This is a genomic window from Comamonas resistens, assembly GCF_030064165.1.
GTDB classification, from domain to species: domain Bacteria; phylum Pseudomonadota; class Gammaproteobacteria; order Burkholderiales; family Burkholderiaceae_C; genus Comamonas; species Comamonas resistens.
Genome location: NZ_CP125947.1, coordinates 1,712,016 through 1,729,303, shown reverse-complemented (window position 1 = coordinate 1,729,303; position 17,288 = coordinate 1,712,016). Strand labels below are relative to the sequence as shown.

The following is a 17,288-nucleotide window of genomic DNA, read 5'->3' as shown; positions in this document are numbered from 1 at the left end:
CATCGTCTCACAAGGCGCTTGAGCCCTAATCAAGCTTGATGCACGACTGAGACAGAAACACCATCACTGGCAGAGCCATCGAGACATTTCCGCACCAGCAGAAGGACAAGAAGTAATCAACCCTCAGGAATCCAGACCTGCTCAGCGCCCGGCTCCAGCCCAGGCTGCACATAGGCAAACTCTTTCCCTCCATCAGCCGTCGCACGATATACACGCGTGACCAAGCCTGCATTCAACGCCTCGTCGCGCAGCGCACAGGCGTTGGTGTAACCCAATCGCAGCCGGCGCTGAATCCAGCTCACGCAAAAGGCATCTGGCTCCTTGTGCAAAAGTTGCTTTAGTTGCTCCATGTGGGTCATAACGCTTCCTGTTCTGTGATGCTGAGATCGATCAAATTGCCAGAGCCAAACGCACGATGCATCAGCGCAAACATTTGATTTGCGTGCTCGCGCATGGCCGTATCCGCCAGCCACGCCTTCTGGGCAACAAATACAGAATGCATTTCAAGCGCCTTTAAGCTTTGATTTTTCTTCTCGCTCTCACTGATCAATTGCCTGAACTTGTCTTCTGGCCCTGAATTGCTCAAGCGCGAGTTCATCGCATGACTGACCAGGCACAAATTGCCAAAAGCGTGCAGATGCTCATCCGCCCATGAGTTCCCGTCAAACAGCTCCGTCTGCGGATGCAAGTGCTCCACAGATCTGCGGGTACTGGTGAACTCAAACTCTCGCCACTCAAGCGTCTTGGTCTCTTGGGTACTTTTGGCCTGCAGCCACAGCAAATAGTCCAGAAAATTGAAGTCAATCAGTCGTGCCTTCCCATAAGCCAGCTGATTAGGCAAAGCCTTCATCAAGTCAGAGACAGGCACGCGTGGGGCAAAAAAGCCATCTTCACGGCGCACGACCTCCTCATAGGTTGCGCCACTCCCCACCTCCAACACAAAAGCCTTGGCCAACGCTTCCAGCGCCAGCAAAAACGCCTGCGCATCAATGGCCGCACTCACATCCTGCCGATACAGCCAGCGCAGCACGCCTTGCAACCAGTGTTTGCGCGTGGGAAGCATGTACGACACATGCAGCGCGGCCTGCAACATGCGCAGGCGCTCTCCGCAATCCTGCTCCGTCGCTTCAAAGGCATTGACCCACTGCAACACCGCTTTGTCGTTTCTGAACTTGCAGCGCTGCAGTTGCCAATGCTCATCATCGCCCTGGCTCTCCACACTGCTCTTGATGACATGCTGGTCCAGCAAAAACCGGCAGCGCAGCAGCCTGTACGCAAACTCCTGTATCTGCGCTGCATCGCCACGCAGCAATGGCTCAAACGCCGTCAGCAGATGCTTGTCATCCAAGGGGGTACTGGTAAATGCTTCCCCCGGCATCATGGCCAACACCTGCAGCAAGAAGTTAGGGAAGTTGATCACCGCACCAAACTGGGCTTTGCTTTCGTCATCTTCCTCCTCTGCAACTAGAGGCTTGCCGGTTTGATGCCGCACACCCGCGGCAAAAGAGTCAGCATTTACCAGCTGCGACAGCGATGTCAAGACTACGGCCTCGTCTTCACTCCCATCAAAGCATGTCAGCAGCTCCTGCAAATTTTTCACAAGCAACAGCCTGCCATCTGCAGCAAACAAACTCTTGCGCAAGGCTGGCACAAACCCAGACTGCACCGACCGGTCCATCACTGCGCAGGCATCCCACACCGCGTGCAACACCTTCATTGCTACCTGCTTGCCTTGCAGCTGCAGCGCCCCCAGCAAGCGCGCCTTCAGCACCTCATGCTTGGCCAGTTGCTCCCCACGGTTGTTCATCACCTCAAAGTAATGATTCAAGTCCGTACGGGGCGGCAGCTCTACCCGCAACAAACGCACGCTCTCCAGCAAGAAGCTGGCAAACGCCTTGCGCTCGGCCTCAGGCATTTCGCGCAACAAGCTTTCAATAATGGAGCGCCCTTCCCAGATACTGCTGGCGCCGCTGGCGTCATCAATACTGACCTTCGCCACATCGGACTTCACCATCTCAGCAGCACGCAATGGCTGGGCGAACACCGCTTGCAGCGCATGGCTGGATGCCTCGCGCGACTCAAACTCCAATGGCATACGCTGCATCGAGGCAGCCAGCTCTGGGTGCAATGCGCGCAGTACAGACACCAGCAAGCTAAGTGTCGTCAGTCGCTGCTGACCGTCTACCACCTCCCAATAGGCCTTCTGCTCTGTGCTTCGCTCATACACCACCAAAGTGCCAATGTAGTAGTCATGCACCTGACTCTGTGCATTGCGCTGGGCATAGTCACGCACATCGGCAATCAGCTGGCCAATCTCTCTCACACCCCAGGCGTAATTGCGCTGGTACACCGGGATGGAGTAGATGCCGTCACTCAACACCTTCTGCACCGTCAGCAGCTGTGGCTTTTGCTTGTCGCTCATGCGCTCTCTCCTGCGCCCTGCTTCTGGGCATCTTGTTGCGTGGTCTGCAGCCAGTAACCCAGCTTGCGCATCAAGTCTTCCAAGGCCGCCAGCCCCTTGGGCCGCGACTGCTCGCCGCCCTGGTAGCTATTGCCGTGAAAAGCAGCCGGCAAAGCCATCCCTAAAAAATCCTGCGGCGTGACTGCATCGCGCAGCACTGCAAACGGGTTGACGCCACTTTCACTCACAAACTTGTCCATGCTGCCCACCATCACTCGCCGATTCAGCAAGCGCGCATAAGCCCAGGCAAAAGCGAGCTCTACTGCCTGCGACAAGCCTTGCTCACCAAACTTGTCCAGGTAATACATCAGCAAGGCATCAAACACGGCCCGCACATGCGAGTCACCCTTGCGCTCGCGCCCTGCATAGCGGCCTAGCGTCAGCAAAATTTCATGGGCTTCCTCAGCCAGCGGTTGCTGGAGCTTTTTCGCCCACGGCGGCAACTGATCCTTTTCCTGCTTGAGGTGAAAGCCCATGCCCCAGTAGTGCTGCACCCAGTCAAAAAACCGTAGTCCGTTGACCACGGGTGCATCCAGCTGGCAAGGCCACACCTGCCCACGCGTGCCCGTATGGCTCTCCAGCAAATGCACAGCGTCATCCAGCATGCGCCAGGTACGGCTCATGGGCGCGGCGGCATGGCGCTCCAGACTGATGCCTTTGAACAAACCCACATGCCGCTTGCCAAAAAACTCCGCCTCCCGCCCCCGGCTACGCTGGCGGGTCTGAAATAAAAAGCGCGCAAACAGCCGTTCAAGGTCGTCTTGCGAACACCGCTCCCACGCCTGCACCGCCTGGCCACGCAGAGCCAGCTCCGCCGGGCGCAGCGCCCGCAAGTGAAAAGCCTTTAGCAAGTCATGCACACACAGCGCCTTGCCGCGCCCATTTTGTGCATCAAAGAACTGAAACGCTTCCGTCAGGCTGTGCAGTTCAACGCGCACTACCTCGCAGCGCTCCAGCAAAAACTGTACCTGTGCCTGCCCCCACTGCGCCTGCCGAATATGACGGGCAATCACCTGATAGTTGGCCTGCACCTGCCGCTTCGATTCAGCCTGCGCAAACTGCGGCTCAAACAAATTAAGTTTCAACAACTCATGCTGCCATTGCAGCGGAGGCAGCACCGTTACCGTATTGCGCAGCGCATGCAGCACCAGCAGCAAAGTCACGGTGCGCTGCTGCCCATCCACAATGTTGCGACGCACAGTTAACGCTGGCTCTGACTTCCCTACCCGGCTATTGGCCCCATCCTCAGCTACGCCTGCCGCCTCCACATGCACTACCACCGTGCCCATACGGTAACTGCTGGCACCCTGCTCCTGCGCCGTAGCCTGCGTTTGCTGCTCAATATCCAGCAGCAACTGCTGCACCTGAGCCAAGCTCCATTTGTAGGGACGCTGGTAATCAGGAATATGCAAAGCTGGCTGCCCTGGCTGATGCGTCAGCCACGCCTTCATACTCAGAATCTGTGCCTGCGCTTGCAGGTCATGCACTCCCGTTTTTTCTGTCATATCCCCTCTCACTCCGCCTCTGCGCTTTTCTCATCAGGCTGGCTGCCGCGCCCATCAGTCGTTCTACAGACCACAGCAGCCAAACATTTTTTGCGCCTTAATGTCCAAATTTGGATAGAATTCGTCTCAACACGGCCCCCTTCAGTGATGTGCTTGCACTAGCTGCTGGGGGTTTTTCTTTGCCTATGCTTGGGCAACAAGGGTTGTCCAGTACGGGGCATTTGCCTCGTTGGAAGCTTGCAGCCACTGCGCTTGCATTCCCATGCCTTGCAGTGTCAGCCCTACGTGACTGAGCTGCGGAAAATCATGCAGCAGTGCTTGCACCCGCTGGCTCCAGGTAGAAAGTGGATTGATTTGCCGCATCAAGTGCTGGCAAATACACAGCAGCACAAACGGGCGGGCCACTAAAAAGGCTGCGCCGTGAAATGCATCCAAAGCTGCAACACTGCCTTGCTTGGGCAGCTTGGGCTGGTCCACCACGTTGCGGTTCCACAAGCGACTGTGGTGCGCGCACACGTTGCGCAGGTAGTTCAAGCTGCGCAGCCAACTGCCTAGCACACTACCGCTGTCGGTAGCTAGCCCATAGGATTGGGCAATATCGTTTTGCTCAGGCTCAGGCAAGCCAGAAAACAGCACCGACATGCACCCAAAGTCCCACACCTCGCAAGCCACCCAAATAGCCAAAGGCAAGCCATATTTGCTGCGGTTGTGCTGGATGAACTTCTCGCTGCTGCGCTGAATCAAGCTGCTGTGCTTCTTCAGCCAATCCTCATGGGCGGTAAAGCCCGAACGCTTCTTTTTCTGGGTGAAATTGGCATTGAAGCTCGCCGCGTCTTGGTACGCAAAAGCACCCTTTTGCCCCAACCGGTACGACAAGTCCACGCGCAGCGCAATTTCTATGCGCTCCAGCGCATCCAGCACCAACAGGCGCAAGCGCTTGTCAAACACATACAGCGCCACCACATCTTGAAACTGGGTGCCCGGCTTGAACTGGTCCAGCACCACGCGCTGGCCTGCTGCATCGCGCTGCCACTGGCGCATGTCGTGCCAATAGCCTGAGAGGCGGTAGTAGCCAATGCGCTCCAGATACTCCAGCGCCTTGGCGGGGTCAGACACCTGCATGCCGCGCTGCTGCAATAGCTGCAACTGGTCGGCATAACTGGTCCAAGGTTTGGCGTAGCCTGCCATGCCTGCTCTCTTACGCTGCCGCTTGCTCTACCCACGCCTGCGCCAACTGGGTTTGAGTGTGGCGCGCTTGGGCCAGCTTTTCGCGCAACTGCTGGCACAGGGCGCGCAGCTCGGTGACGCGGGCGACGATGCGGGATTGTTCGGCGAGGGGGGGGAGTGCAATTTTCAAAGCTGCTGACTTTGCCAAATACAAGCATGGCTGAGCACTTTGCTTAACACTTCCCCATATTTCTCTCTGTGTATCACACGACATTAAATTCAGGGCGAAATATGAAATATCAATGCCTAATTTAACCGCCCGTAATAACGTAACGCTACGAACCAGAACCATATCAACTTCTTCGCGCAAAACACAGAGCCGCCCTGTCGTTGCACCAACGGAGACCATTAATACATCGCCAAGTTCTGGTTTGCAGCGTTTCCAACATTGCTCGGCAACATTTCTCGGAACATAGTCAGTCACTGAGTAGTCCATAAACTCACTGCGCACATTTTTAGCGGTAACTAATGGAACTTGTGATGGATCCTCAATTCTCTGGGGTGTTGCATGTTCACCATCTGTGACAATAGAGCATATTTCAGAAACCCGAGTCCAATTCCACCCATCGGGCAATTCAAACGGCTTTTCATTCTCCCCAATCGCAGGAAGCGGTTTATCTTTCTTAATCTTCCCCTCTGCAATTAACCTGTCTTTTTCCGCCCGAATCTTTTTGAGCAATTCACTCGCAGGTTCATCGCTGGGGTCTTGCGGCACCAGGAGGCCGCGCACGGCCAGTTGCAGAATGGTTTGCTCCAGCGCGTCCACGGCTTCGGGGCGGTCGATGAGCAGGTCAAAGTGCTGCGCCAGCCGCTGCCAGTGGCGTGCCAAATCGCGTGCATCGGTGGTTTGGGTCAGGCTGTCCAGCATGGCTTGCAGCAGTTGCTGGTGCTGGGTGTGTTCCAGGCGGCCTTTTTCCTCCAGCGCATCGCACAGGCGCATCAGTGCTTCGACGCGGGCAACGATGCGGGATTGTTCTGCAAGGGGGGGAAGTGCAAGTATGACCCCGGATACATCACTTAATCGAAAGCTGTTTTTAACTCCACGCTGAGGAGCATTTAACTGGTCTTGAATAGCATTGGAGAGCATTTGCATTGGAAAAAACTCATTTCTAAGAATTTCCATCCAACGAATCAAGCAAGTATGTTGATTTATATAGGCTTCACCAAAATTCTTCGGTATCAACCCAAGCATTCCCACATCACCAGTAATTGATAAGAGCAGGTCATTTTCTATAAGACTGGTACGACTACCCTCTCCACCCTTTGGTGGAATCACATGCTGCAGACTGGAGAGGCGTAACCGGTAACTACCCTTTGAGAGATTACCCATACGTAAAAATATTGGCCCAAAATCTGAGTAATACTCAGCCCAATCACGAGAACCACTGGTAATAAGTTCCGTCAAGGCACCAAGTCGCACCCATTCCCACCCCACCGGCAACTCAAACGGCTTTTCCTCTTCCGCAATTACCGCCAGTGGCTTGTCCTTTTTGATTTTTCCTTCTGCAATCAAGCGGTCTTTTTCTGCCCGAATCTTTTTCAGCAGCTCACTGGCCGGTTCGTCGCTGGGGTCTTGCGGCACCAATTTGCCTTGCACCGCCAGCGTCAAAATCAACTCACGCAGACGCGCCACGCCGCCGGGGGCCTGGGCGGTGGTGGCGAATAGTTGTTCAAAATTTGGTAGCAGCTTGCGCTGGTCAGTGCTTGTTTTCAGCATGGTTTGAACCTGAAATCCTTATCTATCAAGCGCTAGCCGCTATTAATTCTTCAATGCCGCAGCATCTGCAACATGGGCACCGCCCGCCAGCGACTGGGCCAGCATGGCTTGCAGCTCATTGCGCAGCGCTTGTGCATCGGCTTGCAGTTGCTGGTATTGCGCCAGCAGCTCGTCGGGGTCATGGCTCACCTGTTCGCCCACATGGGGGTTTTTCTGGTCAAGGTTCCAGTTGGCGGCGCGCAGCTGGTCGATGCTGACTTTCCACGCTTGCTCAGTCTGCTCGCGGCTGGCGTAGCCGTCTGCGGCGCTGCCCCACCAAGCCTTCTCGGCATCAAACTCTTTGATGTGGATGGGCTTGGTTTTGTTGTAGTTCTTCACGCCCACGGGGTAGGGGTGCTCGTAGTACCAAACCTCTTGCGTGGGCTGGCCCTTGGTGAAGAACAAGATGTTGGTTTTGATGCCGGTGTAGGGGTTGAACACGCCATTGGGCAGGCGCACGATGGTGTGCAGATTGCACTCGGTGAGCAGCTTTTCTTTGATGCGGCTTTTGCTGCCTTCGCCAAACAAAAAGCCATCAGGCAGCACCACGGCGGCGCGGCCACCATCTTTGAGCAGCTTCATGATGAGGATCATGAACAAATCTGCCGTCTCGCGGCTGCGCAGGTCAGCCGGAAAACCGTCTTCAATGCCCGGCTCTTCCGTGCCGCCAAAGGGCGGGTTGGTGAGGATGATGTCGACTTGATCTGCCTTGGTGTAGTCGCGCAGCGGGCGGCTTAAGGTGTTGTCGTTTTTGATTTGGCTGGGCACCTCAATGCCGTGCAGCATGAGGTTGGTCACGCACAGGCTATGGGGCAGCGGCTTTTTCTCAACGCCGCGCACGGCGGTTTGCAGCAGGGCTTGCTGCTCGGGCGTTTGGGCTTGCAGGCGCAGGTGCTCAATGGCGCAGACCAAAAAGCCGCCGGTGCCGGTGGCGGGGTCCATGACCACTTCGCCCAGCTGGGGGTTGATGATGTCCGTCATGAACTGCGTGACGGCGCGGGGCGTGTAGAACTCGCCCGCGTTGCCTGCGGCTTGCAGGTCTTTGAGCAGCTTTTCGTACAGGTCGTTGAACTGGTGGCGCTCTGCCTGGCGGTTGAAGTCAATCACGGCCAGCTTGTTGATGACCTGGCGCAGCAGGTGGCCGCTTTTCATGTAGTTGTAGGTGTCATCGAACACGCTGCGCAGCACATAGGCGCGCGGGTTGTGCTCGATGCTGCCGGGCAGGCTGGCCAAGGTGGGGATGAGCTGGTTGTCGACAAAGTCAATCAAGGCTTCGCCGGTGATGCCCTCTCCATCAGCCGCCCAGTCGCGCCAGCGCATGCCGGTGGGGATGGGGCTTTGGTAGTTGTCTTGGGTGAATTCCAGCTCTTCTTCCAGCGCGTCAAACACTTTCAAAAACAGCAGCCAGGTGAGCTGGGACAGGCGCTGGGCATCACCATCGACGCCGCTGTCTTGGCGCATGATGTCTTGGATGGATTTGATGGAGCTGGAGAGGTTGGACATTCGGGAACTCAAAGAATAGGACTCAAAACAGCGGTAAGCGCAGATTAATTCATCGCTTACCGCTATCGTTTTAGATTTTGGAAATGGCTTTCTGGGCGGTTTTACGAGGCGCTGCAGGATTGTTTTTAACCGCCTGCTTTTGCTCAGCCGTGACTGGCAAGGCCGGTAGTTGCTTTTGGTAAAACTGGCCTTGCAGGCGCGCCTGCGCCACATAGTCACCATAGCTATCGCGGTAGCCGGGGCCAAGATAGGCCACCGTGCCCACCAGCCCATCGGTGGTAATGCCGCCCGCGTAGTTCATCAGGGCTGTCTGCAGCACCAGACCGCTACTGCCCGTCATATCGCGCAGGCGCGTGGTCAGGGACTTGACGGCATAAGCCTCGGCACGTTCATGTGCCATGACAGGCAGCAAGATGCTGTAGTGCGCGGTGTCGCGCAAATATACCCAGCGCCCCGCACGCATGCTGCGCACGGCTTGCTCTACGTCATCCGGCAAGGGCTTTTTGGCTTTGCGCAGTGCAGCCTGCGCATCTGACAACACATGGGGGTGGGCCAGCATCCAGCCACGAGCCTGCGTCAGCAGCTCAAGGCATTCCACTTTCGCCGCCTGAGGCTTGGGGAAAGTAGGGTGCGCCGCCACCTCAACCAGCAAGCGCTGGTAGTGGTGGATGAAGTGCAATGCTGCTTCTTGGTCGACGAGGTGAGACATTGTTTCGCAAAAAAACCATGCCAGCACTTGCATGGCAAGCACTGGCAGCGAGGGTTTACCTGTTTATGCAGCCGGTGGCTGGTAGATGGCTTGGGCTAGTTGGGTCATGGCAGCCTGGTAGTCCTGCCTGCTGCCTCCAAAGCTTTTCATCAGCTCTACGTTGCTGCCCATCTGGGTGAAGGGTTGTACCTTCAGGATGTCGGTATTTTCAATGGCAAAGATGCCTTCGTCGGCGTATTTGTCGATCAAGGCTTCTAAAACTTTGCGGGCTGTGTTGCCGTACTTTGCATAAACACCATCGTCGGCCAGTTTTTGCTTGGCGCGGCGGGCACGTTCGCTGCGCGTGAGGATGGGCTGGTCATAGGCCACATGCAGCAGTACATCGAATGGATCAGCCTCAGCCAGCGTTGTGCCCTCGCCTTTTTCCAGCGCCAGCTCTTCAGCCAGCACATCGAGCAGCACGCCGTGGTGTTGCAGCTCTTGCACGAGCGCTTCTTTGCGGTCTGCACCCGTCCAGGCTTGCAAAAAAGCATCCAGCGAGTCGTATTTTTTGGCCAGATTGATACGGGTGAAGTCACGCAAACTCTCCGTCACCAGCTTGCCGTTGGCGTCGAGGTACTGGATGCGCTCTCGGGCAATGCTCACAGTAACGCGACCACCAATCTCGTATTTACGCGGCTTGTCTGTGCCGCCTCCTCCACCCGTGTTTTCGCTCCCGTTTTCGCCAGCTCCGTCGCCATAGACGCCAGCCGGGTCTTTGGTTTTGCCGCCTTGGCCTTCACCACCCGTGTCTGGCAAGCCGTTGTCGCCATCAGGCACAACGCTTTCGTCATCCGCAGGTGGTGGTGGCACCACATCGTCATCACCTGTTGGCTTGTAGATTTGCACAGGTTCGCCATCAAAGTCTTTGTCGGCAAACAGCTCGGTGGCACGCTTGAAGTCAAGAATGGTGAAGAACTGCTTGCCATGCTCCTCATTCAAGCGCGTGCCGCGCCCGATGATTTGCTTGAACAGCGTCATGGACTTGATGTTCTGGTCCAGCACCACGAGCTTGCAGGTTTGGGCGTCTACCCCCGTGCTCATGAGCTTGCTGGTGACGGCGATGACGGGGTCTGCGCTGTCAGGGTCAATGAAGTTGTCCAGCTCACGCTTGCCTACTTCGTTGTCGCCGGTGATTTGCATCACATATTTGTGGCGGGTGGCACAGATGTCTTTGTTGGCCTCTGCCAGCGCGGCAGTCATGCGCTGAGCGTGGTCTACGTCTTCGCAGAACACAATGGTTTTGGCATTGCGGTCCGTGCCTTTGAGGTACTGGGTGATCTTGTCTGCCACCACGCGGTCGCGCAGGCCCAGCACCAAGTTTCGGTTCATGTCCGCAGCGTTGTAGATGCGGTCCTCAATGAGGTGGCCGTTATCGTCGAGCATGCCCTTAGGAGGGCGCCAACCAAAGGTATCGCGGTCCAGATCGACACGCACGACTTTGTACGGAGCCAGAAAGCCGTCTTCAATGCCTTGCTTGAGGGTGTAGGTGTAGACGGGCTCACCAAAGTAGTGAATGTTGGAGGCGTCTTCCGTTTCTTTGGGCGTGGCCGTCAGCCCCACCTGCGTGGCGTTGCTGAAGTAGTCCAGAATTTCGCGCCAAGCCGAGTCTTCATTGGCGCTGCCACGGTGGCATTCGTCAATGATGATGAGGTCAAAGAAGTCAGGGCTGAACTGCTTGTAAACGTCGTCTGCACCGTTCTTGCCAGTGACGGCCTGGTACAGCCCCAAGTACACCTCATAGGCTTTGTTGACTTGCTTGCCACCGGTGCTTTTCTTGCCCTTGGTGACAGCCAGCTCCAGCTCTTCTACGGTTTTAACGCCCTGTGCATCCACGCGCTCAATTCCCTTGGCATTGGGACTGAGCTTGGCCATGCCGCCCTTGAAGGGTTTGAAATCCCCCACCATGGTTTGATCGACCAGGATGTTGCGATCTGCCAGAAACAAGACACGCTTTTTTGCACCGCTTTTAAGCAAGCGCCAGATGATCTGGAAAGCCGTGTAGGTTTTGCCTGTACCCGTGGCCATGACCAGCAGCACGCGGTTTTGTCCTGCGGCCACGGCTTCTAGTGTGCGGTTGATGGCATGCAGCTGGTAGTAGCGTGGCACACGACCGTTGTCGCCCTGATGGTAGGCAAAGGCGTTGACCTGCTTTTGCTCGGGTGTCCATTGCTTCCAAGCGCAGTAGCGATCCCATAAATCCTCGGGGCTGGGAAATTTATCGAGGCCAATCTCTTGAGTCAGCACGCCATCGGCCAAGGTGGCGTCACGGAACACAAAGCCATCACCATTGCTGGAAAACGCAAATGGCACGCCCATGCGCTCGGCGTAGTCAGTGGCCTGCTGCAAGCCCGCGCCTACGGTGTGATTGTTGTCCTTGGCCTCCACCACTGCCAGAGGCTGGCCATACTGCCAGCACAGCAAGTAGTCCGCTCGCAAAGCTGTCTGCATATTGCGCTGTGCTCTTTGCCCACGCACCACAATGCGACCATTGGTGATGGCGTATTCGCGGTAAATCTGGTTTGCTTCACTCCAGCCCGCTTTGAGGATGGCTGGGTCAATAAACTTTGAGCGAATATCTGCTTCGCTGAGCTGCTTTTTATCCAATGCGTCTCTCCGGGCCACCTGCTAATTTTGTAACTGATTATGCCAATCCATTAACGGCAATATTTCCACCTCATTTCACGCAGACAAAAATGGGCTCCAAGACTCTTACTTGGCTCAACTGCCCTATAGCCCATTTAAAAAACGCTGCTGTTCCTCAAAGCCTTCGTTCAATCGGCGGCGCAGCTCTTGCATGGCTTTCCATGCGCCACCTTTATAGGCGTTACGCGCTACCTTGGCCTTGCCCTCCACGGTTTTTGGGCCTGTGGACTGGAGCCATGGCTTTTGTTGACGAATCCGTGCCGCCTGCTGTGCCCGGCGCTCCTGAGTCCAGCCATTGCTCTTGTTCATGCGGCAATTCCTTCAGTTTGTTTTTGCGAGATTTTTTTTGCTGCGTGCCTGCGGGCTCATTCGGCGCGCTTGAGGGCACTCCGTTATTGATCTGCTGCGGCCCTGTCGTCACGTTGGCTTGTTTGGCATACACCACTGGCGGGTTCTTGATATTGGACAGAGTCTCCAGCGTGGCGCGGCATTGACTTTGGGCTTTGAGCGCCAGGCGCAAAGCTGTTTCCTGCTGACGCAGTAGTCCTGCCTGTAGTCCTGTTTCGGTCAACTTCACAAACAAAGACTGCAGTGCCGTAGCTTGGTTCATGAGCATGGCCTCGGCTGCTTTCATATCACCACGATGTACGGCCTGGGTTTGCTCGCGCAAAGCGCCTATCAGGGAAGGCGTGTCCAGCTGCGCCATCAGGTCTTCACGCTCACGGTTGGTTATCACGCGAAAACTGGCCATTTCGGGCGATATGACCAACTTGGCAAAATTCAAGGCAGTCGCCTCCTTGGTTTCACCCTCAACACACTCAATCTGCTTGCGAGTCAAATGCTTATCCTCGCTCTTGTTGTTCTGCGCTTGCGCCTTTGATTTGCGTTGATTCATATCGTTCCTCCGGCAGAAGATTGGTCAGCTCTAAAACCGGGGCAGCGCTGCAACTGCTGTGTCATACCCACTGGCAACGGCGCATTGGCGATACCAACGGCCATGCGCGCTGCATGAGCATTCGAGCAGCGCCAGCGGCCCACATCGCCTTGCAGGTGCTGGCATTCCAGGCAGAGTTGGCGATCGTCCTCATCCCGGTCACGCAGCACCAGGCGCTCGGCCAGCAGCTCAGCATTTGGCAGTGAGACGCCTTGGCGTGTGAACTGCTCTAGGCGCACGATGAAGGTGTCAATCTCCAGGGTGTTCATGGCGCTGCTGTGCGGCCAGCACCACCGATCAGAGTCTGCTTGCCCCACTGCTGTGAGTTTTGTTGATGGAGGGGGCACTACAAACGCTACGTTTGGGGTGGTCGTAGCGTCCGTAGCGTTCGTATCCTTGCCAGTGTTCGGCGCAGGGCTCAGGGCACCCAGGGCCAGATGCGCTGCGGGATGTTGCTCGGTTGTGAGAGTTGCTTGTGCAGTGGGGGCTACAAACGCTACGTTCTTGGCGGGCGTAGCGTTTGTAGCGTGCGTTGAGCGGTGGGTTTCAGCCTTGAGGCGTGCAAGCCAGTTCATTGCGCACTCCCTTTCAGCAGTTGGGGATGCAGCACATAAATCTCACTATCACGGCGCCCCGGCAGGCTCACCACGTCTTTGACCAGCCAGCCATAGTCAGCCAAAAGATCGGCAGCTTTACGCACAGCATCCGGGGTGCCCAATCCGGCCCAGTGTTTGACAGCCACTTGGCGTGGGGTGAATTGCAGGAGCGCATTCCCATGGGCATCGCTGAGCTTGCCGCCCTTGAGCTTGGCCAGCAGTGTTTGTGCACCCGACGTTTCGGGGACAACCGCTGCGGCATAAAGGCGCTCTGCATGACTGCGCAAATAGTCTGCCCAGGCCAATGCGCGCATCAATTCGTTCTCGTGAATGATGCTGGCGCTGTCTGGCGTATCGACCAAAGCGAAGATCAGCGCCAGCGCCGGAACCAGCTTGCGGTACTTGGAGAGGTGCGACACCAGGGCAGGATGGAGCGAGTCGCTGCGAATTTCCTGCTCGAAAGGCACCATCCATTCTTCAAACAGTGCCTGAGCATGGGCACTGAAGCTCCAGACGATGGCGGCATCCTCATTGGCTGGCTGCAGAGCATTCAGGCGCTCAAAAACCTCCCACGCGGCTTGGCGGGCGGCGAGGTCTGGCCTCCGGTCCACATACACGAACTCGGTTTTGATATCAGGCCAAACCGTCATACCAAAGCGCTGCAACAATCCATCGTCACCAGAGCCTCCAGCCACCGCATCGCGCACATAGCTTTGGATTTTTCCGGGCTGGATACCGCCCAGCATCGCCAAGCAGACGCGGGGCACATAGGATTCACCACGTCCAATGCGGTCAACTGCATGGCCTTGGTTGCCGTCGTAGCCCGTCAGGTAAAAGCCGCGTGCGCCTTCCTGACCTTGCTTGTCCATGCTGCACAGCAGTCCATGCATTTCATCGCGATAGACCAAGGTGCCCCAGGGGTTAGTGACCAGCAGGTCTGCCAGTTTTTCCACGGTGGCATCGTTGATCACATAGCGGCGCATGGCCGGCTTCGGCGGCATGTCCTTGGGCTCCAGCAAGGCACGCGCTGCCGCTGGATCTTTGGCAGCCAGGCTCTTGGCTTGGCGTTCGTTGGCCGCTTCCGCTAGTTCGGCCACTTTGCAATCAAGCTCCCAGGCCTCAAGCTCTGCCTGCCACAGCTCACGCTCCGCTTTCTCAAGGCGGTGCAAGGGCTTGAGCACTTCGCTCAAAGCAGGAGACTTCATGACGCCAGGGCGGCCCACAATGGCTCCCCAAAGATTGGTGACAACCTGCCAGTCATCATGGGCCTTGGGCTTGACCACCGCACGCGCACCAATCAAGCTGGACAAAGCCACCAAGGTGCCCACGGCTGTGAAGTCTGGCGGGCACTGCATGCGCTCGGCAATATCCATGACACAGGCACGCAGCGCCACAGGCATCAGCTCTTCATCAAAGGCCATCACTGCCGGCAGACCGTCAGGCAACGGCGTGGGGTCAGGCCATGCCGCGCCCGTATCAGCCGACGACGGCATGGGCGCCGACTCAGCCATGGCCTGCACTGTCATTGCTGCTTCAATGCATGCGCGCACAGCCTCCAGTCCCTCACTCTGGTGCAGGTCGTTGAAGTCGGTGGCTTTATCGTCACGCAGGCCGTCAAAGCGTGGCAGCGCCAGCAGTGCCCCCACCGCCTGGGCGGCTTCACGGGCCTTGGTCAGGCCAGGATTGCCGTCGGTTTTCCAGTCATCGTCCGCTGCCAGCATCAGACGCAGTTGAGGGTATTTGCGGTGCAGTGCCTGGGCTACTTCCAGCAGGTTGCCAGCATTCATCGCACAGGCCACAGCATGGCCGCTGGCCTCATGGATGGATGCACCCGTGGCGAAGCCCTCACACACAATCAGCAGCCCCTTGGGCTTGCCGATGGCGAAGTAGCAGCCTTTGATGCGACCATCCAGCTGGAAGCGCTTGTCACCTTCGGGGCCAATGGCCTGCAGACTATGCAAAGTGGTAGAGACGTCGCGCAGCGGGACCAGCAAAGACTCGCTTTCTGCCTTGATGCCGTGGGCTTGAATGCCTTTACGCATCAGATAAGGGTGGTCTGCGGCAGCTGGCACAGCAGCCTCCCAGCGCTTGAGCGCCACAACCGCAGCCTCCTGCTGGCGCTGGGCCTTGTCGGCTTCGCGCTGCTTGGCAATGGCCTGCATGCGCTGTTGGTGGGCGCTGAGCTGGCTAGGTGTGAACATGCTCACCTCCTTGCTGCACCAGGTCTGCTGGATGCCAGTGCGCCAGCAGCCGAATGCACCCGCAGCCATATCCCCATCATCGTGCAGTACGAACCAGCCCGATTGATCACCGCGCTTGCCATTGGTGCTGTAGCGGTACAGCTTGCCATCGCCCTGGACCAACTCGGGGGAAGGCAGACCAGCCGCTGCGATGGCGCTTTGGAATTGCTCAACAAACACCATTACATGCGCTCCCCAATCTGCGCCACGAACAGCCACGTATCGTGCAACTTGGGCAGATGGCGCACCAGGCCCCAGCGCTGCGCCCAGTAGGTTTCGCTCTGCGTTTCTGCGCTGGAGTGCAGGACGTGAAAATCCTTATTGGTGTTAGTCGAAGGGGGCGCGTCTGCAGCGCTCGATGCTGCGGTGCCAGTAGTGCCGGGTGTTGTCTTCAAGGCCATTACATGCCCTCCCAGCGCTTGGCCAGAGCCAGCAACTTCTGCTTGGCACGCCATTCACGGCTTTTTGCATTGCGCAACTTCTGGTACTCGCCAGCAGTGGCAAGCATCATGGCATTCCATGCATCGCTGCGGCGCGGGATGTACTCAAAGGTTTGGGTCTGAATGCGCCAGGCGTGATAGCCGGCATGCAACGTACCCTTGCACTGGGCGGTATTGGCCACCGCCTGGGCATAGTTGATAGCGGCTTGCGCCAGGCTCAGAAGGTCTTGGGGCTTGTTCATATGCCCTCCTTAGACCATAGCCAGCGGATCTACACGCTTTTCATGCAAGCGGTTCACCAGTTCGCGGATTTCGTCATCCGATTTACCAGCAATACGCGCACGAACAATCGCCTTGACCTCGTAGTCAGGCCAGGCTTTTGCTCGCTGGCCAATGGCTACGGGTTTCGTAAAAGTGCCAGCACGGATAGCGTTGTAAATGCTGGTATTGCTGCGGTCGCCTGTCTCTGCCTTACAGGCTTCAATTCTCCAAAGAGCCATAGCTGTCCATCTTTCCTCGGCTTTGCTTGCCGTTGTTTCGATGGGTAGCAGTCTGTTTTTTCTGAGATGGCTTTTGAAGCCTCTTAGCCAGCAAACAGTTCAGCCCGCTTGCACAACCTACGCTTTGCTAGCAGCGCGTACCTTCTTCCATTCTCCAACCCACGCTCGCGCGGTTCTGAAAGCAATAGGAGCAACCTTCCCCGCAATAGCCTCCGCAGCCCTATCCATACTTTTGAAGCTAGACATATTGATATCAAGCCATGAGAAAACATCAGCCTTCATGGCCCTATGTTCTGCGTGCCTCTTCTCAGCTCCTTTTTTGGGAGCAACTGACTTACCTTCCTTTACCCCGAGTGCATATTGGAGCTCCATTAAAGTACGAGCATCCTCAACAAGTGCAAGACTTCTTTCAGTAAGTTCATTCGTTACCTGAACGGTGGACTGCCAATCAGTCAGTACTTGGACAAGCCCCTTTATGCGACTCTCCTGCATATCTCCAGCCTGCAATGCTCCTGCACACCTTTGCAGCAACGCGTCGTAGTCATAGCCCTCTGCCTGTAATACCTTCACATGACGGCTTCGGCCTGCCGCATATTCCATAAAAAATTGGTACACCTCTTCAGGGACATGCACTGTCCGAGTTATGCCTCCAGGAGGAATGGGGCCAACGATCTCACCAAATATTTTTTCATGCCAATCCTGATCTACGGTCATCTATATCCTTAGGTTCGC

General features: G+C 56.6%; 15 protein-coding genes. All 15 read right to left on the bottom strand.

Translation table 11 applies throughout. The annotated features are described in order from the left end of the window. Positions 1 to 116 precede the first annotated feature (116 nt). Positions 117 to 359 (bottom strand): hypothetical protein, encoded by a 243-nt coding sequence (locus tag QMY55_RS08005; RefSeq protein WP_283488096.1) that lies wholly within the window; start codon positions 357 to 359, stop codon positions 117 to 119. Beyond that, positions 356 to 2,422, bottom strand: a complete 2,067-nt coding sequence (locus tag QMY55_RS08000; protein ID WP_283488095.1) for a GmrSD restriction endonuclease domain-containing protein — start codon at positions 2,420 to 2,422, stop codon at positions 356 to 358. The genes QMY55_RS08005 and QMY55_RS08000 overlap by 4 nt, the downstream gene beginning before the upstream one ends. Next, entirely contained in the window at positions 2,419 to 3,966 is a 1,548-nt protein-coding gene (locus QMY55_RS07995; protein WP_283488094.1) for a DUF262 domain-containing protein, read from the bottom strand. Before QMY55_RS07995 ends, QMY55_RS08000 begins: the two co-directional genes overlap by 4 nt. Before the next feature lie 183 nt (positions 3,967 to 4,149). After that, positions 4,150 to 5,154: an Abi family protein gene (locus QMY55_RS07990; protein ID WP_283488093.1), complete on the bottom strand. Its 1,005-nt coding sequence runs from the start codon at positions 5,152 to 5,154 to the stop codon at positions 4,150 to 4,152. A 10-nt stretch (positions 5,155 to 5,164) separates the two neighbouring features. Further along, the gene (locus tag QMY55_RS07985; RefSeq protein ID WP_283488092.1) at positions 5,165 to 6,910 is read right to left on the bottom strand and encodes a restriction endonuclease subunit S; all 1,746 of its coding nucleotides are present in this window, start codon (positions 6,908 to 6,910) and stop codon (positions 5,165 to 5,167) included. Between the two features lie 42 nt (positions 6,911 to 6,952). Then, positions 6,953 to 8,452 carry a type I restriction-modification system subunit M gene (locus QMY55_RS07980; protein ID WP_283488091.1) on the bottom strand — a complete coding sequence of 500 codons (1,500 nt, stop codon included), beginning with the start codon at positions 8,450 to 8,452 and terminating at the stop codon, positions 6,953 to 6,955. Positions 8,453 to 8,522: 70 nt separating this feature from the next. Then, positions 8,523 to 9,161: a hypothetical protein gene (locus QMY55_RS07975; RefSeq protein ID WP_283488090.1), complete on the bottom strand. Its 639-nt coding sequence runs from the start codon at positions 9,159 to 9,161 to the stop codon at positions 8,523 to 8,525. Positions 9,162 to 9,224: 63 nt separating this feature from the next. Beyond that, entirely contained in the window at positions 9,225 to 11,807 is a 2,583-nt protein-coding gene (gene hsdR / locus QMY55_RS07970) for an EcoAI/FtnUII family type I restriction enzme subunit R (protein WP_283488089.1), read from the bottom strand. Positions 11,808 to 12,027: 220 nt separating this feature from the next. Beyond that, positions 12,028 to 12,741: a hypothetical protein gene (locus QMY55_RS07965; protein ID WP_283488088.1), complete on the bottom strand. Its 714-nt coding sequence runs from the start codon at positions 12,739 to 12,741 to the stop codon at positions 12,028 to 12,030. Next, positions 12,738 to 13,049 (bottom strand): hypothetical protein, encoded by a 312-nt coding sequence (locus QMY55_RS07960; RefSeq protein ID WP_283488087.1) that lies wholly within the window; start codon positions 13,047 to 13,049, stop codon positions 12,738 to 12,740. The genes QMY55_RS07965 and QMY55_RS07960 overlap by 4 nt, the downstream gene beginning before the upstream one ends. Positions 13,050 to 13,351: 302 nt before the next feature. After that, positions 13,352 to 15,799 carry a DUF3987 domain-containing protein gene (locus QMY55_RS07955; protein WP_283488086.1) on the bottom strand — a complete coding sequence of 816 codons (2,448 nt, stop codon included), beginning with the start codon at positions 15,797 to 15,799 and terminating at the stop codon, positions 13,352 to 13,354. Continuing rightward, positions 15,799 to 16,017 carry a hypothetical protein gene (locus QMY55_RS07950; protein ID WP_283488085.1) on the bottom strand — a complete coding sequence of 73 codons (219 nt, stop codon included), beginning with the start codon at positions 16,015 to 16,017 and terminating at the stop codon, positions 15,799 to 15,801. The genes QMY55_RS07955 and QMY55_RS07950 overlap by 1 nt, the downstream gene beginning before the upstream one ends. Further along, on the bottom strand, positions 16,017 to 16,298 hold the full coding sequence (locus tag QMY55_RS07945) for a hypothetical protein (protein ID WP_283488084.1): 282 nt from the start codon (positions 16,296 to 16,298) through the stop codon (positions 16,017 to 16,019). The genes QMY55_RS07950 and QMY55_RS07945 overlap by 1 nt, the downstream gene beginning before the upstream one ends. A gap of 9 nt (positions 16,299 to 16,307) precedes the next feature. Then, positions 16,308 to 16,556 (bottom strand): helix-turn-helix transcriptional regulator, encoded by a 249-nt coding sequence (locus QMY55_RS07940; RefSeq protein ID WP_158392212.1) that lies wholly within the window; start codon positions 16,554 to 16,556, stop codon positions 16,308 to 16,310. 117 nt (positions 16,557 to 16,673) lie between these two features. Beyond that, positions 16,674 to 17,270 carry a hypothetical protein gene (locus QMY55_RS07935; RefSeq protein WP_279885910.1) on the bottom strand — a complete coding sequence of 199 codons (597 nt, stop codon included), beginning with the start codon at positions 17,268 to 17,270 and terminating at the stop codon, positions 16,674 to 16,676. Positions 17,271 to 17,288 lie beyond the last annotated feature (18 nt).

Bases quoted from the DNA above. Each gene is read 5' to 3' on its own strand.
- QMY55_RS08005 (WP_283488096.1), bottom strand. From the start codon at position 359: ATGACCCACATGGAGCAACTAAAGCAACTTTTGCACAAGGAGCCAGAT.
- QMY55_RS08000 (WP_283488095.1), bottom strand. From the start codon at position 2,422: ATGAGCGACAAGCAAAAGCCACAGCTGCTGACGGTGCAGAAGGTGTTG.
- QMY55_RS07995 (WP_283488094.1), bottom strand. From the start codon at position 3,966: ATGACAGAAAAAACGGGAGTGCATGACCTGCAAGCGCAGGCACAGATT.
- QMY55_RS07990 (WP_283488093.1), bottom strand. From the start codon at position 5,154: ATGGCAGGCTACGCCAAACCTTGGACCAGTTATGCCGACCAGTTGCAG.
- QMY55_RS07985 (WP_283488092.1), bottom strand. From the start codon at position 6,910: ATGCTGAAAACAAGCACTGACCAGCGCAAGCTGCTACCAAATTTTGAA.
- QMY55_RS07980 (WP_283488091.1), bottom strand. From the start codon at position 8,452: ATGTCCAACCTCTCCAGCTCCATCAAATCCATCCAAGACATCATGCGC.
- QMY55_RS07975 (WP_283488090.1), bottom strand. From the start codon at position 9,161: ATGTCTCACCTCGTCGACCAAGAAGCAGCATTGCACTTCATCCACCAC.
- QMY55_RS07965 (WP_283488088.1), bottom strand. From the start codon at position 12,741: ATGAATCAACGCAAATCAAAGGCGCAAGCGCAGAACAACAAGAGCGAG.
- QMY55_RS07960 (WP_283488087.1), bottom strand. From the start codon at position 13,049: ATGAACACCCTGGAGATTGACACCTTCATCGTGCGCCTAGAGCAGTTC.
- QMY55_RS07955 (WP_283488086.1), bottom strand. From the start codon at position 15,799: ATGGTGTTTGTTGAGCAATTCCAAAGCGCCATCGCAGCGGCTGGTCTG.
- QMY55_RS07950 (WP_283488085.1), bottom strand. From the start codon at position 16,017: ATGGCCTTGAAGACAACACCCGGCACTACTGGCACCGCAGCATCGAGC.
- QMY55_RS07945 (WP_283488084.1), bottom strand. From the start codon at position 16,298: ATGAACAAGCCCCAAGACCTTCTGAGCCTGGCGCAAGCCGCTATCAAC.
- QMY55_RS07940 (WP_158392212.1), bottom strand. From the start codon at position 16,556: ATGGCTCTTTGGAGAATTGAAGCCTGTAAGGCAGAGACAGGCGACCGC.
- QMY55_RS07935 (WP_279885910.1), bottom strand. From the start codon at position 17,270: ATGACCGTAGATCAGGATTGGCATGAAAAAATATTTGGTGAGATCGTT.